The following is a 16106-nucleotide window of genomic DNA, read 5'->3' on the forward strand; positions in this document are numbered from 1 at the left end:
ACGGATCAGCGTCGCGTGTACTGCACCACGAGGGGCCGGTGGTCGCTGCCCGAGTCGTCCAGCGACGAGATGACGACCGACCCCTCCGGCTTCCACGACGCGGTCGCCATGATGTGGTCGATCGGCGCTCCCAGGGGAGCGGGCACGTCGGTGGGCCAGGTGCCGATCCCGCCGTTGCCGGTCGAGCGGGCGGCGTCGTGGCAGCGCCCGAGATCGGCGTCGTCGATGCCGAGCCGCGCCATGTGATCGAGTGTCGCGTTGAAGTCGCCGGCCATGATGACGTCATCCGTCGCGCACTGGTCGGCCAGCCACTGGAGATCGCTGCGCCAGCTCGCCATCTCGTCCGGACGCGGGGCGACCGCGTGGACGGCCACGACGACCGGTCCGTCCCCGTCGACGGGCATCGCGACCGCACTCGGGACGATCGTCGTGTTCGTCGTGCCGCGGGCTTCGGACTCGATGACGGAGTAGTCGCCCAACTCGGGCGAGATCAGGAGCGCGGTGGAATTGGCGTCCCAGCTGTCGGGACCCTCGTAGCTGTCGACGTGCGCCCACATCGGGCGACCGCGCTCGCGCATCGCCACCGCGACGGCACGGCCGGTGTCCATCGTCGTCTCGGGCAGGGCGACGATGTCGGCCTGCATGGCCACCGCCGTCTCGGCGATGGTCTGGGCATCGGTCGCGGGGCCGGCGGTGTTCCAGGTCATGACCCGGATGCTGTCGTCCGTCTTCGGCGGCAGGGTCTCGGCACCCAGCCCGCGGAGCGCCAGCGTGCCGGCGCCGCCCGCCGCGGCCACGAGCGAGACGAGGGCGACCCAGAGGCAGAACGCACGGATGCGGCGCCCCAGCGACAGGAGAAGGAACAGGAGGGCGATCGCGACGAATGCGCCGATCAGCAGCGGGCGCAGTGCGACGAGCTGCGCGAAGGGGAACTCCCGTTCGAGCCGGAGGAGCTCCGGCCAGCTGACCACGATGGCCGCCGCCGCGAACAGGGCCACCACGAGGGCTCCGAACACGCGCTTCACGCCTCGACTCTATGAGAGCGAGGCTGGACGATCGCCGGGCACGGCTACGCTGAGGAGGATGGGAACGGCAGCGCGCGCACAGGGGTTCCACGGGCCCAGCGACCTGCATCTGCATTCCATCCGTTCGGACGGCACGGAGCCCCCCGCGGGTGTCGTGCAGGCCGCGCACCGCGCCGGGCTGCGGACGGTGGCACTGACCGATCACGACACCACCGCAGGATGGGCCGAAGCCGCCGAAGCGACGGCGTCGCTCGACATGACGTTCCTTCCCGGGATGGAGCTCAGCGCGCGGCACGAGTGGCGGACCGTTCATCTCCTCGCCTATCTCTTCGACCCCGACCATCCGCGGCTGCGTGCCGAGATGGAGCGCATCCGCGAAGACCGGGTCGGCCGCGCGGAGCGAATCGTCCGGAGCATCGCCCGCTCGCACGACCTGACGTGGGACGACGTGCTCGCGCAGACGGGAGCCGGTGCGACGGTGGGGCGGCCGCACATCGCCGACGCCCTCGTCGCCCGTGGTCTCGCGGCCGACCGCGCCGCAGCCTTCGCCGGCATCCTGCATCCCAGCCAGGGGCATTTCACTCCCCACTACGCGCCCGACCCGATCACCGCCGTCGAGCTGGTGGTCGCCGCCGGCGGCGTGCCGATCCTCGCCCACCCGTCGCCGAGCGGCCGTGAGCGCATGATGCCGCCCGCGGTCCTGCGCGAGCTCGTCGACCACGGCCTCGCCGGCTTCGAGGTCGAGCACCGGGAGAACACGGCGGACGGCAAGCGCGTCCTGCGTGCGATCGCCGCCGAGCTCGATCTCATCGTGACCGGGTCGAGCGACTACCACGGTCTCGGCAAGCCGAACCAGCCGGGGGAGAACACCACCGACGACGAGATGGTCGAGCGGATCATCGCCCGCGGCAGCGGAACGGCGCCCGTCTACGCATAGACGGGCGCCGCTCGGATGTCGTGAGGCGGGGTGCTCAGCTCGCGGCCGGAGCCGTCGTGCCGGCCGACCCCGAACCGCCGCGGCGACGGCGCCGACGGCGAGGCGATGTCTTGCCGTCGCGGTGCTCGGACCCGCCACCGTCGTGCGTGCCGGTCCCCGCATCCGTCGACGCGGGCGTCGCGCCTTCGGCGGTGGCCGCGCCGTCACCCGAGCCGCGCGAGCGACGGCGACGCGGGCGCTTCGCCTCGCCCTCGGCCGAGTCGGACGAGACGGTCTTCACGCTCTGGGTCGTGGGGAGCTTACGCAGACGTCCCTTCGTTCCCGCGGGGATGTTGAGGTCTTCGAACAGGTGCGGGCTCGACGAGTACGTCTCGACGGGCTCGGGCTGGCCGAACTCGAGGGCGCGGTTGATGAGGGCCCACTTGTGCAGGTCCTCCCAGTCGACGAATGTGACCGCGATCCCGGTGCGGCCCGCGCGACCGGTGCGGCCCGCGCGGTGGAGGTAGGTCTTCTCGTCGTCGGGAATGGTGTGGTTGATGACATGGGTGACGTCGTCGACGTCGATGCCGCGCGCGGCGACATCGGTGGCGATCAGAACGTCCTTCTTGCCGGCCTTGAATCCGGCCATCGAGCGCTCGCGTGCTTCCTGGCTCATGTCGCCGTGCACCGCGCCGGCGTTGAACCCGCGGTCGTTGAGCTCGTCGACGAGCTTCTGCGCTGCGCGCTTGGTGCGGGTGAAGATCACGGTCTTGCCGCGACCCTCGGCCTGCAGGATGCGGGCGATGACCTCATCCTTGTCGAGCGAGTGCGCGCGGTACACGAGGTGCTTGATGTTGGCCTGCGTCAGGCCTTCGTCGGGGTCGGTCGCGCGGATGTGGATGGGGTTCGACATGAAGCGTCGGGCGAGCGCGACGATCGGCCCGGGCATGGTCGCCGAGTAGAGCATCGTGTGGCGTACGGGCGCCACCTTCTGGAAGATCTTCTCGATGTCGGGCAGGAAGCCGAGGTCGAGCATCTTGTCGGCCTCGTCGAGCACGACCTCGGTCGCGTTGGAGAGGTCGAGCAGGCGCTGGCCCGCGAGGTCGATCAGACGGCCCGGCGTGCCCACGACGATCTGGGCGCCGGCCTTGAGCTGGTCGATCTGGCCCTCGTACGCCTTTCCGCCGTAGATCGCCACGACGCTCGTCGAGCGGTTGCGGGTGAGCATGTCCATGTCCTCGAAGACCTGGACGGCGAGTTCGCGGGTGGGGACGACGATCAGGGCCTTGACGCCCGGTGCCGGGTTCAGGCCCAGGCGCTGGACGACGGGGATGCCGAAACCGAACGTCTTGCCGGTTCCGGTCTTGGCCTGACCGATGATGTCCTGGCCGGGCAGGCCGAGCGGGATCGTCTGCTCCTGGATCGGGAAGGCGTCGACGATGCCCTTGTCGGCGAGGGCGTCGACGATGTCCTGGTCGACGCCGAGATCAGCGAATGTGGTCATGGGTGACGTGCCTGTCTGGCGGTGAGAAGCCGCCGGGGATGAGGGTCCACGCCTTTCACTCAGCCACAGGCGCGGGGCCCCGGTCCGATGCCGGGGCGCATCCAGCCTACCGCGACCCTAGGCTGGAGCCGTGGTGAGCTGGTTCTTCAAGCGCAAGCGTCCCGTCGGCCGCACCCTGCGGCTCCGATCCCGAGGCGACTACGGGGACGTCCGTCGCGTCGACTTCGAGGAGCTCGCTCCCGACGTCGACACCTTCCTCGGGCAGGCCGCGTACCTGCAGCTCGGCTACTTCGAGACCTTGAGCGACCTCATCGCCTCGACCCCGGAACTGTCGCAGAAGGAGTCGCTGTCGCTGGCGGCGGGCACGGCGCTGCTGAAGCACCGCGAGCTCGTCGGGGTGATCCGCGACCGCGGCGCCGATCCGCTCGAGCTGATGCTTCCCTTCCGCGAGCCACTCGACGCTTTCCGCCGCGCCACTCACGGCGCCCGCCCGCTCGAGACGATGCTCTCGGTGCACCTGACCGCGGGGATGCTGGACGACTTCTACCTCGCACTGTCGGCGAGCTACGGCGACACGGGACGCCAGGTCGCCGTCATCCTGCGCGCGCACGACGACCGCAGCGCGCTGGTGCGCATCATCACGGACGCGATCGCGGCGGACGAGCAATGGCGCGGGCTGCTGTCGCTGTGGGGCCGGCGCCTCGTCGGGGACACGCTGCTGATCGCGCGCGCGGCCCTGCGGTCGACGTCGCTTCAGCCCGCCGACGAGAAGCGGGTCGAACCGACCTACGCCGACGTCATGGCCGCTCATTCGCGGCGCATGGCGGCGATGGGGCTCGAGGCCTGACGGGGCTCGGCAGCCGGGCGGGCGCCGGCGATCAGCCGATCCGGAGGCGGCGGCGCTCCGCGGCGTCGGTGCGGGCCCGCGCCCGCGTCATCAGCGTGAGCGCGGCGAGGACCACGACGGCCGGCGCCACGATCGCGACGATCCAGATGATGGGGTTGTCGAAAGCGAGGCCCGCCCACGTCAGCGCCGTCCACGCGACGCCGCCGATGACGGCTCCGAGCACGGGCGCAACAGCGGCTCCGCGCGCCTCGCGCCCGGGCAGCGCGAACTCGGCCGCGAGCCCGATCGCCGCGCCGATGATGATCGCCAGGACGATCTGCACGGTCAGGCCACGAAGCCCACGCGGCGGGTCTGGTCGGTGCCGACCTCGACGAATGCGATGCCCGCGGTCGGGACGATGTAGGAGCTGCCCTTCGCGTCGCTCAGCTCGACGAACGGAGCGCCCGAGGTGAGGGCTTCGGAGACGGTCGCGCGAACCGCGTCCGCGGACTCGTTGGACTCGAGGCTGAGCTCGCGGCCGGTGTTCGCGATGCCGATACGGATCTCCACGGATTCATCCTCCTCCGCGCCCGTGCCTCGGGCGCTCTTCGACTCTACGACACCGCCCGGGTCGGGATGCCGGCGCGGTCACGCCCTGGGCGAACGCCCGCGGCGAACCGATGTCGGCGGTGCCGGTTAGCGTGGAAGGCATGGGTCAGGTCTCCGTCGGCATCACGCCCGACGCCGCTCAGTCGCGCGTGCTGACGCTCCCCGCCGACGCGAGCGCCGTGGTGGTCGGTGCTCCGGGAACGGGCAAGACCCGCACCATCGTCGAGCGGGTGCGCCGCTTGGTGGCCGAGGGCGTCGACCCCGACACCCTCGTCGTCCTCACCGCCACTCGACAGGCCGCGACCGACCTCCGCGACGATCTCGGCGTGGCGGTCGGGGTCGCCACGGCCGGTCCGCTGGCACGCTCGGTACCGGCATTCGCCTTCCAGATCGTGCGTGGCGACGCCGTGCGCCGCGGTGTCGAACCGCCGCGCCTGTTGACCGGTGGCGACGAGGACGCCATCATCCGCGACCTGCTCGACGGCGACGCGGAGGACGAGCTCGACGGACGGTCGCGATGGCCGGCCGAGCTGCCCGCGCACGTCCGAGGCTCGCGCGGTTTCCGTGCGGAGCTGCGCGCCTTCATCGCCGAATGCACCGCTTCGGGCATCGACAGCCGGGCTCTCGCGGAGCGCGCCGCTCGCGAGGGGCGGCCCGCGTGGCAGGCGGCGGCCTCGTTCATGGCGGAGTACTTCGCGGTCCGGGATGCCATGCGTGGCGCGCACCGCGACGCTGCGGGGCTCATCCGCGAAGCGGTCGACATCGTGTCGCGGCAGGGGTTGCCGCAGCTGCGCGTCGCGCTCGTCGACGACGCACAGGAGCTGACCGCCGGAGGCGTCGATCTCCTCGAGGCGTGCCGAGCCCGGGGCATCGCCGTCGTGGCCTTCGGCGACCCGGACGTGGGGTCGGGTGCGTTCCGGGGTGCCACACCGGAGAACTTCGCCCGGCTCGCGGCAGGCGGTGACGTCCTGGTGCTCGACACCGTGCACCGAGCGGAGGGCCGACACGCCCCGCTGGTCTCCGCTGTCACCGCCCGCATCGGCGCCGTCGGGCTGGTCGCTCACCGCCGGGCGCCGGAGCCGGATGCCCCCTTCGCGGGCGTCCGCGCCCTGGCGCTGCGCTCCCGATCGGAGGAGTTCGACACCGTGGCGCGACTGCTCAGGGAGCGGCACGTGCACCACGGTGTTCCGTGGGAAGAGTGCGCGGTGATCGCACACGACAGCCGTCAGGTGACCGCGCTCGAGGCCGAGCTCGCCGCGCGCGACGTGCCGACGGCGACGTCCGGCACCGGAACCTCGCTCGGAGAGTCGCCCGTGGTGCGCGACCTCCTGCGGCTCGTCGATCTGGCGGCGCGGCCGGGGGAGACGTGGCAGCGCGACGAGGTCATCGCCGCGCTTTCGGGTGCCGGTCTGGATGCGGTCGACCAGCGCCGGCTCCGATCGGCGCTCCGACAGGCGTTCCCCCCGGGCGAGGGCGAGCCGGTGTCGGCTTGGGAGCTCCTGCGCTCGGCGATGCTCCATCCCGCCGAACTCGCCGTGCTCGACCTGCGCGAGGCCCGACGCGCCGCTCGCGTCGCCGACACGCTGCGCGCGGTCGCCGACCTCATCGCCGACGATGCCACCGCCCACGAAGTGCTCTGGGCGGCGTGGGAGGGATCCGGACGCGAGCGGGCCCTGCGTGAGGCCGCCCGTGGCCACGGTCCGCTGGCCGCGCAGGCCGACCGCGATCTCGACGCCGTGGTGGCGCTGTTCCAGGCGGCCAAGCGCCACGGCGAGCGAGAGGACGGAACGACGCCCGTGGTGTTCCTCCGCGGCATCCTCGATGCCGATGTCGGCGACGACCGATTCGTCCCGCCTCCGGTGAGCGGCGCCGTCCGTGTGCTGACCCCGGCAGCCGCCCTCGGCACCGAGTTCGACACGGTGGTCGTCGCGGGCGTGCAGGACGGCATCTGGCCGAACCTGCGGGTGCGGGGCGGCTTGCTCGACACATGGCGCCTGCCGTTCGACGATCCCGCGGTCGCGGATGCGCTGGATCGTCGACGGGGAGTGCTCCACGACGAGCTCCGCCTGTTCGCGCGCGCCGTGTCACGGGCCCGAGAGCTCGTCGTGATCACGGCCGTCGACGACGACGACACCGGCCCGAGCCCGTTCTTCGAGCTCTTGCCGGAAGCGGAGGCGGCTCCACCCGAGGCGGCGCATCCGCTGACCCTTCGCGGCCTCGTCGCGCGGCACCGCCGCATCCTCACCGACCCTCGTTCGGCGCAGGACGATCGCCGCACAGCAGCAGGTCAGCTCGCGCTGCTGGCCGATGCGGGTATCGCCGGCGCCGATCCCGTCGAATGGTTCGGTGTCCGCCCGCCGACCACGACCGCGCCGCTGCGCGATCGCGAGGTCGAGACGATCCGCGTATCGCCCTCGCGTCTGGAGACGCTCGAGGAGTGCCAGCTGAACTGGGTGATCGCCGATCTCGGCGGCGACGCGTCGAGCGCGACGGCGGGCATCGGCACGATCGTGCACAGCGCCCTCGAGATCGCGTCGCCCGACGAGGACTCGCTGTGGCAGGCGGTGGCGGCACGCTGGAGCGAGCTCGAGTTCGAGTCCGCCTGGCGGGAACGGGCGGAGCGGGCGCGTGCCCGCGACCTCGTCCGACGGCTCGCTCGCTACCTCCGCGACTTCGAACGCGACGGCGGGCGCCTGCTGGGAGCCGAGCCGCGCTTCGAGGTGGAGCTCGCCCACGACGACGCCGACGGGCGCATCGTCCTGAGCGGCGCGGTCGACCGCGTCGAGCTGCGCGCCGACGGGAGCGTGGTGATCGTCGACTTGAAGACGGGCAAGCGGGAACCGCAGACCGACCGTGCGGTAACCCATCACGCGCAGCTCGCGGCCTATCAGCTCGCGCACGAGCACGGCGCGATCCCCGCGGCGGCGGGGCTGCCCCCGGGCGGAGCGATGCTGCTCGTGCTGCGCCCGACGGCAGCCACGAAGGACTATGCCGCGCCCCGTCAGCCGCCGTTCGGCGACGACGAGCGCGCGGCCTTCCTCGGTCGGGTGCGCGGTGCGGCACGCGTCATGGGAGGGGTCAGCTTCGAGGCCCCGTTCGAGGAGCACTGCCGCGACGACCATTCGTTCGGGCTCTGCCGCATTCACACGATCGCGGCGGTGAGCGCGACATGATCGTCTCGCCTGCCGCGCTCGCGGCCGCTCTCGGCCAGTTCCCTCCCACGCCGGAGCAGAGCGCAGTGATCTCCGCGCCGCTCGCGCCGGCTCTCGTCGTGGCCGGCGCCGGCAGCGGGAAGACCGAGACGATGGCGGGCCGCGTCGTCTGGCTCGTCGCGAACGGGCACGTCCCGCGCTCGGGCATCCTCGGGCTGACCTTCACCCGCAAGGCCGCGGGTGAGCTGAGCGAACGGATCCGCCGGCGGCTCGATCGCCTCGCGGAGTTCGAGGACGCCGGTCTGCTGCCGCACCTCGACGCGCTGCACCGGCGAGGCGCACTCGACGTCTTCGGAGAGCTCGAGCGAGCGGGCGATCCCGGGGGCGCGCGCCGGCATGCCGCGCAACGACGGCTCGTCGATGACACGGGGGCGCAGACGCTCGGCCCCGCGACCGACGCGCTGCTCGAGCGCCCGACGGTCTCGACGTACAACAGCTTCGCCGACGGCATCGTCCGCGAGAACGCGGTGCGCATCGGGCGCGATCCCGAGGCCGCCGTCCTCAGCGAATCCGCGGCGTGGCTGTTGATGCGTCGGGTGGTCCTCGACTCCGACGACGAACGTCTCGAGACGCGGGAGAACGCCCTGCGCAGCATCATCGACGGCGCGCTGCGCATCGCGCGCGACGGCGTCGACAACCTGGTCGACTTCGACGAGCTCGCTCATTTCGGCGCGGCGTTCCAAGATGTCCGCGAGCGCCCTTCGACCCGCAGCGGCACCACCGTCTACGCCGACGTGGCGCGTGCCGCCGAGCAGGTCGCGGGCCTGCCGCTGCTCGCCGACCTCGCCGTCGAGTACCAGCGGCGCAAGCTGCGATCCGGCGTCATCGACTTCTCCGATCAGGTGGCGGGTGCCTTGACGATCGTCCGCGCCCATCCGGCTGTCGCCACTGATCTGCGCGCGCGGTACCCCGTCGTGCTGCTCGACGAGTACCAGGACACCTCGGTCGTCCAGACCGAGCTGCTGAGCGCGGTGTTCGCCGGCACATCCGTGATGGCCGTCGGCGACCCGCACCAGTCCATCTACGGCTGGCGTGGCGCGAGCGCGGGCAACCTCGGCGATTTCGCCGCCGCGTTCGCCCCCGCGGGCGGCTCGGGGCGGTACTCCCTCGCGACGAGCTGGCGCAACAGCGAACGGATCCTGGATGCCGCCAATGCGGTGCTCGAGCCCCTCGCTGCGCGCTCTCCCGTGCCCGTCGATCAGCTGCGGCCGCGTCCGGGGGCGCCCGGTGGTGATGTCGACATCGTGTTCGAGACCGACCTCGATGCCGAGACCGAGCGCGTCGCCGGGTGGTTCGAAGAGGTGCGAGCGGGCCGCCAGCGGCGCGGTCTTCCGACGAGCGCGGCGATCCTGCTGCGCAGCAAGAAGCACATGGTGCGCTTCGCCGACGCCCTCGCGCGGCGTGGCATCCCGCACCGGATCCTCGGTCTGGGCGGACTGCTCAGCACTCCCGAAGTGGTCGACGTGGTCTCGGCGCTGCGGGTCATCAGCGATCCGTCGGCAGGGTCGGCGCTGCTCCGCCTGCTGGGCGGACCGCGCTGGTCCATCGGGCTCCGCGACCTCCGCTCGCTCGCCGAGCTGGGGCGCCGACTCGCGCGTTCCGACGTCGCACTGCAGCCGCTCGCCGCGGAGAGTGCGACCGAAGAGAACGCCTCACTCATCGACGCGCTCGACTTCTTCGTGCGTGTCGGCCCCGATCACGGCTGGCTCGCCGACTTCAGCGACGCCGGTCGCGAGCGTCTGCGCGACGCCGCCGCGACGTTCGCCGGCCTGCGCCGTGCCTCATCCATGCCGATTCCCGAGCTCGTGCGCTTGATCGAGGCGGAGTTGCGGCTCGACATCGAACTGGCCGCGAACGAGAGCAGAGGCCCCGCACGCGTCGCGTCGGACCAGCTACGGGCCTTCGTCGATGAGCTGCAGGGCTTCCTCGCGACCGACGAGTCGGGGTCGCTGCCGAGTCTGCTCGCGTGGCTCGACCATGCCGAGCGTCAAGACGAGTTCGCGCCGCGCACCGAGCCCCCCGAAGACGACGTCGTGCAGATTCTCACGATCCACGGATCCAAGGGGCTGGAGTGGGATGCCGTGGCCGTGGGGCGGGTCGTCGCGGACGAGCTGCCCGCCCGCCCGCGCGACAAACAGGGGTGGCTCGGCTTCGGCGTGCTGCCGTACGCGTTCCGCGGTGACGCGCGCTGGCTGCCGCAGCTGGGGTGGGAGGCGCACGTGTCGCCGACCCAGCAGGACCTCAAGGCGGCGCTCACCCGGTTCGCCGAGGACAACGCCGAACGCCAGCGCGAGGAGGAGCGCCGCCTCGCGTACGTCGCCGTGACGCGTGCCCGCGACGCGCTGCTCCTCAGCGGCTCGCCATGGTCGGGCACCCGGAATCCCCGCGGTCCGAGCCCGTTCCTGCGAGAGATCGCGATCGCGCTCGGCCAGGAGCTTCCCGATAGCGAGCCGGGGGAGAACCCCTATAACGATCGGCGCCAGATCATGCGGTGGCCCTTGGATCCCCTGGGCGAGCGCCGCGGCCGCGTGGAGGCGGCGGCGACGCTCGTGCGCGGCGCACAGCAGGCCGCCGAGCGCGACGAGGCCGAACGCGATCTCGCGCTGCTGCTCGCGGAGCGCGAGGAGCGGTCCGCCGGTGCTCGTCGTGCCGCCCCCACGCGCATCCCCGCATCGCGTTTCAAGGACTACGCCGCCGACTACGAGGCCGCCGTCGAGGCGACCCTGCGTCCGCTGCCCGAGCGTCCGTACCGCGAGACCCGGTTGGGCACCCGTTTCCACGCGTGGGTGGAGCAGCGCTCGGGTATCACCGCGCGGGGTCCGCAGCCCGACGCGCCACTGTGGGACGTCGACGACCCCGCTGAGGGGCCCGCCGCCGGAGAGGGCGAGCTGAGCCGTCTGCAGGAGATCTTCCTCCGCTCCGAATGGGCCGACCTCCAGCCGATCGAGGTCGAGACCGAGATCGACTTCGCCGATGACCGCCTCCTCGGCGACGGCCGCCCGCACGTCATCATCTGCAAGCTCGACGCGGTGTACCGCCGTGCCGACCGCGGCGGGCGCATCGAGATCGTCGACTGGAAGACCGGCCGTCCGCCGCGAACGCCGGCCGAGCGCGCCGAACGGATGCTGCAGCTCGAGCTCTACCGGCGGGCGTACTCGATCCGGCACGGCATCCCCGAGTCGGAGATCGACGTCGCGCTGTTCTACGTGGCCGACGACCTCGTGCTGCGGGGCTGAATCCTGGGGTGTCGGCCCCGGGACCTCACTCGGCCGAAGACCACCGCCGCAGCGCGTTGCGGGCCGCCTCGGCGTGCTCGGGATCGTCGGTGTCGTCCGCCGACGATCCATCCGGCGCCGACGCGGGGACGGTGGGCGCGGCGCCGGTGTCGCCGCGCCGGTCGCTCGACGCGCCGTCGGGCGTCCAATCAGACAGGTCGATCGGGATCGTCTCGATGTCGGCCTGCTCGGCGGTGTCCTGGTCGGCGAGGTAGGCGGCCAGCAGCGCCGGGTCGTAGGTGTCGGTCTGCATCGAGGTGTCACCGGCCGTCACCGCGGTCGGGGTACGGCCGAGCAGCTCGAGCGCGTCGTCGACGGTGCTGTAGTCCTCCGGAAGAAGGGGTTCATCGCGAACGCCCTCGTCGAGCGCGGACAGCAGTGCGACGGCGTCCTCCACCACCCGCTCTGCGCCGGTCTCGTGTCCGTGAGCCAGCCACCGGGCGAACTCCAGCTCGGCGTAGAGCCGGGAACGTGCGGCCAGCGCGGCATCGGGCGTGTGGTGCGCCGCTTCGGCGTACGCGGCGAGGACGTCGTCGCGAGCGTCGGGTGCCGAAGCCAGCCAGCGCAGATCCTCGGCCGGATCGCCGACGCCCAGACCGTGCCACGCGAGCAGGCCCGTTACCGTCGGGCCGGCTGCGGTGTCGCTCAGGACGAAACGACCGGGGTCGACGCCGCCGAGGGTGATGGTGGCCTCGAACCGCCACAGCCGATCCTCGCCGAGCGCGGTGCTCCAGCGGCGGAGCAGCCCGAACGGAAGCGATCCCGTCGCCTCCGCGCGGTCGAGCAGGCGCTCGGCGTCCTGGCGCACCTCGGCGCTCGTGCGGGTGCGCAGACCGGCGTCGCGGGCGACCGCGTGGGGGAGTGCGTGGACGCGCGCGATCGCTGATCCGAGCGACCAGGCCGCGCCGCGACCCGGCGGGATGTGGCCGGCCTCGACACGGTACCCCGGGACGTATTCCTGCACGACGGCGGTGAAGCCTCCCATCCGGGCGGTGCCGAGCACCGTGGGCGCCTCGAACGGCAGCAGCCCGCGCACCCCGGGGGTCAGCGCACGGAGCGCACGGGTGTCGGCGACGAGCTCGAGGTCGGCGTCGACGTCGACCGGAACGCGCACGACGACGCGTCGTCCGTCCTCCAGCGTCACCAGCGCGCTGTCGTATCGCCCGTCCGCCCGCTCGGTCAATTCCGCCGCCGCCACGACTGCGGCGCCGGGAAGAGCCGAACTGACGGACGCGGCTAGAGTGAAGGGAGAGCGAGCCATGCCATCAGGGTAGGTCGGGCGGCCGCGCAGGCCGACGCGCCACGCCCGCGAGAGAGGTCCCCGAGATGCGAATGCAGCCGCCGGCGCTGGCCCGGTCCGTTTTCGAGCCGTCACCGGAAGAACGTTCCGACGAAACGCTCCTCGACCGTCTTCGCGCCGACCCGACGACGCGCGTGGTGACGGTACGGGGCGACCGAGCCCGGGTTCGGGGCGACCGCCTCGTCTGGGAAGCTCCCGAGTTCGTCGCGGACGAGGAGGGAACGGCCGAATGGGCCTTCCTCGGGCGCGCCGCCGACGGCTCGGCCCGGCTCATCGCCGCGCAGGCGATCCCCGCCGACGGCGGCGACGACAGCTGGGCCTCGTTGCGGATGTCGGGCGGCGACCTCGTCGACGAGGATGCGGGAGCATTCGTGACGGCGGTCGCCCTCGGCCGCTGGTTCGCCGACTTCCGCTTCTGCCCGCGCTGTGGAGCGCCCGCGCGGCTGCGGTCGGCCGGGTGGTCGCGCGTGTGCACGGGATGCGGCCGGGAACAGTTCCCGAGGACCGATCCCGCTGTGATCGTCGCCGTCAGTGACGCCGGCAACGAGCGCCTGCTTCTGGGGCAGAACGCCGCGTGGGCCGTGGACAACCGATTCTCGACCTTCGCCGGATTCGTCGAAGCGGGCGAATCCCTCGAGACCGCGATCCGTCGCGAGGTCGCCGAGGAAGCGGGCGTCGTCGTTGACGACCTCGTCTACCGCGGGTCGCAGGCGTGGCCGTACCCGCGCTCCCTGATGCTCGGCTTCCACGCTGTGGCGACCGACGCCTCGCGAGCACGTCCCGACGGCGACGAGATCGTCGCCGTCCGCTGGTTCGACCGCGCGGAGATCCGCAATTCGCTCGCGGGCGCGGGGCCGGTGATGCTGCCCGGCTCCGCTTCGATCGCTCGTCGCCTGATCGTCGACTGGTGCGGGGACGACGCATGACAGATCCTCTCGCCGGACTCGACGAGCAGCAGCGCGAGGCGGCCTCTGCGCTGCGCGGTCCCGTGTGCGTGCTCGCGGGTGCCGGGTCGGGGAAGACTCGCGTCATCACCCACCGCATCGCGCACGGCGTCGAGACCGGCGCGTACTCGCCGAACCGGGTCATGGCGGTCACCTTCACGGCGAAAGCCGCGGGGGAGATGCGGGGTCGACTGCGCGCCCTGGGCGTCGGCGGCGTCGCCGCGCGCACGTTCCACTCCGCGGCTCTGGCACAGCTGAACTACTTCTGGCCGCAGCTCGCCGGCGACGCTGCGCCGACGATCCTGGGAAGCAAGGTGCGGCTGCTCGCGCAGGCGGCCGACGCGATCGGGCTGGACCCCGATCCGGCCGTCCTGCGCGATGTCGCGACGCGTATCGAGTGGCGGAAGATCACGATGCGTTCCATCGAGCGATACGCCCTCGACAGGCCCGAACCGGTCGGCTCGCTCTCGCTCGACGCGGTGGTCGCGCTGCAGCGCTCGTACGAGCAGGTGAAGGACGAGCGGCGGCAGCTCGACTTCGAGGACGTGCTGCTCGCGTGCGCGGGGATGCTCGAGGCCGAGCCGCGCGTCGTCGCTGAAGTGCGCGAGCAGTACCGCCACTTCACCGTGGACGAGTTCCAGGACGTCTCGCCCGTGCAGCACCGCCTGCTCGAGCTCTGGCTGGGCGAACGCCGTGATCTCTGCGTCGTCGGTGACGCCAGCCAGACGATCTATTCCTTCGCGGGCGCCGACCCGTCGTACCTGCTGGAATTCGGCACCCGGCATCCGGATGCGCGGATTCTGCGGCTCGAACGCAACTACCGCTCCGAGGCGGGCGTCGTCGCCGTGGCGAACGCTCTCATGCGGGGCCGCCCCGGGGCTCTCGAGCTCACGGCCGATCGCGCGACCCCCGATCATCCGCGCCCGACGATCCGTGCATTCGCCGACGACACCGCCGAAGCGGACGGCGTGGCCGAAGCGGTCGCAGAGCAGCTCGCGCGGGGGATCGATCCCCGCCACATCGCCGTCTTGTATCGGGTGAACGCCCAGTCGGCGCCGCTCCTGGCGGCGCTGGCGCGGCGCGGCATCGCCGCCGCGGTGCTCGGAGGCGCACGCTTCTTCGACATCCCCGAGGTGCGCCAGGCCGTGATGGCCCTGCGCGGCGCGTCCGTGGCCCCCTCGTCCGGCGACCTCGTCGCCGATGTCCGGTCGATCCTGCGCTCGCTCGGTCTGAGCGACGAGCCGCCCCCGGCGGGCGGTCCGCTCCGTGACGCCTGGGAGGCGCGCGCGGCGCTGCTCCGCCTCGCCGAGGAGGCGCCGGCGGGTACCACGATGCGGGCGTTCACCGATGAGCTGCAGGTGCGGGCGAAGGATCAGCACGAGATCGCCACGCGGACCGTGACGCTGTCGACCCTTCACGCCGCGAAGGGCCTCGAGTGGGATCACGTCCACCTCGTGGGCCTTGCGGAGGGACTGCTGCCGATCGCCTACGCCACGACGTTCGAGCAGATCGACGAGGAGCGCCGACTGGCCTACGTGGGTGTCACGCGAGCTGCGCGAACGTTGACGCTGTCGTGGGCTCGGACCTCGGGGCGCTATGAACGGCAGGTGTCTCGCTTCGTCCGGGAGATCGGCACCAGCACGCTGGATGAGGTTCGTGGTCGTGCCACGTCGGCTCGCCGAACGACGCCCGCAGCGTCATCGACCGGGTCCGCTCCGTCACCGGCGCGCTGATCAGCTGCAGCGACATCGCGCAGGCGGCCGAGATGAGCGCCGGATCGGTCGGAGGACACGGACGGCCCAGGAGCTGTGCGGCGAGCACCGGCCACGCGGCATCCCGGTCGCGTCGATGTTCATGCAGGCAGGCCAGGCAGCCCGTCCGGCCCGGTACGACGAGCGGCCCGACCGTGACACGGTCCCCGGCGAGCTCGAGGGTCAGGTGAGCGAGGTCGTCGGCGACGAGCGCAGCGGCTCGCCGCGGCTCGACGAGACGGGAGGCGACCAGGACGACGACCCGCCCCGGGACCCTGGCGTTCGCGGTGGCCTGCGCCGCCCCGACCTGGGCTCCCGCCGCCGCGAACGCATGCTGCACCGTTCGCCGATCGGCAGGACCGACGTCGTCGCCGAAAGAGAGGGCGACGGACGGCCGCGGGCGCGGCTCTGCGAGCACCGGGCACAGCAGCCGGCGCAGCCGGAGAACCTCATCTGCAGGAGCGCCCGCGTCGCGGGCGATCGTGTCGAACAGATCATCCGGTATGCCGTTCACCAGGGCGTGGATCACGCGCTCGTGCCACGGCTCGACGGGGTCGAGCACCGCCGCTCCGGGCTCATCGCCCAGTTGCAGGGCCGAGGGAGAGCGCCACAGCGGCGCGGCGGACGCATCGAGACGGAGCATGACCCCGATTCTCGACAGCCCGCCCGCCGACGTGCCGGCGTCTCCACAGCCCGAGGGCGGGCCCGGTGGTCCCGCGCCGCTGGGGAGGAGCGGGACTCGGC

Annotated in this window: 11 protein-coding genes; 6 read left to right on the forward strand and 5 right to left on the reverse strand. The window is 72.3% G+C overall.

Translation table 11 applies throughout. From position 1 onward, the window contains the following. Positions 1-5 precede the first annotated feature (5 nt). Positions 6-1025, reverse strand: coding sequence for an endonuclease/exonuclease/phosphatase family protein (locus tag C3481_RS00910; protein WP_103840454.1), 1020 nt, complete (start codon positions 1023-1025; stop codon positions 6-8). A gap of 58 nt (positions 1026-1083) precedes the next feature. Between C3481_RS00910 and C3481_RS00915 the strand changes: the two genes are divergently transcribed. Further along, positions 1084-1962: a PHP domain-containing protein gene (locus C3481_RS00915; protein ID WP_103840456.1), complete on the forward strand. Its 879-nt coding sequence runs from the start codon at positions 1084-1086 to the stop codon at positions 1960-1962. Between the two features lie 34 nt (positions 1963-1996). On the opposite strand, the gene C3481_RS00920 is transcribed toward C3481_RS00915, so the two are convergent. Next, positions 1997-3445: a DEAD/DEAH box helicase gene (locus C3481_RS00920; protein ID WP_071918055.1), complete on the reverse strand. Its 1449-nt coding sequence runs from the start codon at positions 3443-3445 to the stop codon at positions 1997-1999. 130 nt (positions 3446-3575) lie between these two features. On the opposite strand from C3481_RS00920, the gene C3481_RS00925 reads away from it, so the two are divergent. Beyond that, positions 3576-4292 (forward strand): ferritin-like fold-containing protein, encoded by a 717-nt coding sequence (locus C3481_RS00925; RefSeq protein ID WP_023950553.1) that lies wholly within the window; start codon positions 3576-3578, stop codon positions 4290-4292. Positions 4293-4323: 31 nt separating this feature from the next. Here the strand turns inward: C3481_RS00925 and C3481_RS00930 are convergent, their stop codons facing one another. Then, positions 4324-4614 carry a hypothetical protein gene (locus tag C3481_RS00930; protein ID WP_103840458.1) on the reverse strand — a complete coding sequence of 97 codons (291 nt, stop codon included), beginning with the start codon at positions 4612-4614 and terminating at the stop codon, positions 4324-4326. Positions 4615-4616: 2 nt separating this feature from the next. Further along, the gene (locus tag C3481_RS00935) at positions 4617-4841 is read right to left on the reverse strand and encodes a DUF3107 domain-containing protein (RefSeq protein ID WP_064956528.1); all 225 of its coding nucleotides are present in this window, start codon (positions 4839-4841) and stop codon (positions 4617-4619) included. Positions 4842-4981: 140 nt separating this feature from the next. Between C3481_RS00935 and C3481_RS00940 the strand changes: the two genes are divergently transcribed. Both C3481_RS00940 and C3481_RS00945 read left to right on the forward strand, forming a co-directional pair. Next, complete coding sequence (locus C3481_RS00940; RefSeq protein WP_258038990.1) at positions 4982-8053, forward strand: ATP-dependent DNA helicase; 3072 nt, start codon at positions 4982-4984, stop codon at positions 8051-8053. Continuing rightward, entirely contained in the window at positions 8050-11328 is a 3279-nt protein-coding gene (locus C3481_RS00945) for an ATP-dependent DNA helicase (protein WP_103840461.1), read from the forward strand. Before C3481_RS00940 ends, C3481_RS00945 begins: the two co-directional genes overlap by 4 nt. A 25-nt stretch (positions 11329-11353) precedes the next feature. Here C3481_RS00945 and C3481_RS00950 read toward each other — a convergent pair whose 3' ends face one another. Then, positions 11354-12628: an aminoglycoside phosphotransferase gene (locus tag C3481_RS00950; RefSeq protein WP_023950558.1), complete on the reverse strand. Its 1275-nt coding sequence runs from the start codon at positions 12626-12628 to the stop codon at positions 11354-11356. A gap of 65 nt (positions 12629-12693) precedes the next feature. Between C3481_RS00950 and nudC the strand changes: the two genes are divergently transcribed. Continuing rightward, on the forward strand, positions 12694-13593 hold the full coding sequence (gene nudC / locus C3481_RS00955; RefSeq protein ID WP_103840463.1) for an NAD(+) diphosphatase: 900 nt from the start codon (positions 12694-12696) through the stop codon (positions 13591-13593). Continuing rightward, positions 13590-15344, forward strand: coding sequence for an ATP-dependent helicase (locus tag C3481_RS00960; RefSeq protein WP_052007540.1), 1755 nt, complete (start codon positions 13590-13592; stop codon positions 15342-15344). The genes nudC and C3481_RS00960 overlap by 4 nt, the downstream gene beginning before the upstream one ends. Positions 15345-16106 lie beyond the last annotated feature (762 nt).

It is taken from the genome of Microbacterium sp. Ru50 (assembly GCF_002920555.1).
In the GTDB taxonomy this organism is placed as follows: domain Bacteria; phylum Actinomycetota; class Actinomycetes; order Actinomycetales; family Microbacteriaceae; genus Microbacterium; species Microbacterium arborescens.

Bases quoted from the DNA above. Each gene is read 5' to 3' on its own strand.
- C3481_RS00915 (WP_103840456.1), top strand. From the start codon at position 1,084: ATGGGAACGGCAGCGCGCGCACAGGGGTTCCACGGGCCCAGCGACCTG.
- C3481_RS00920 (WP_071918055.1), bottom strand. From the start codon at position 3,445: ATGACCACATTCGCTGATCTCGGCGTCGACCAGGACATCGTCGACGCC.
- C3481_RS00940 (WP_258038990.1), top strand. From the start codon at position 4,982: ATGGGTCAGGTCTCCGTCGGCATCACGCCCGACGCCGCTCAGTCGCGC.
- C3481_RS00945 (WP_103840461.1), top strand. From the start codon at position 8,050: ATGATCGTCTCGCCTGCCGCGCTCGCGGCCGCTCTCGGCCAGTTCCCT.
- C3481_RS00950 (WP_023950558.1), bottom strand. From the start codon at position 12,628: ATGGCTCGCTCTCCCTTCACTCTAGCCGCGTCCGTCAGTTCGGCTCTT.
- nudC (WP_103840463.1), top strand. From the start codon at position 12,694: ATGCGAATGCAGCCGCCGGCGCTGGCCCGGTCCGTTTTCGAGCCGTCA.
- C3481_RS00960 (WP_052007540.1), top strand. From the start codon at position 13,590: ATGACAGATCCTCTCGCCGGACTCGACGAGCAGCAGCGCGAGGCGGCC.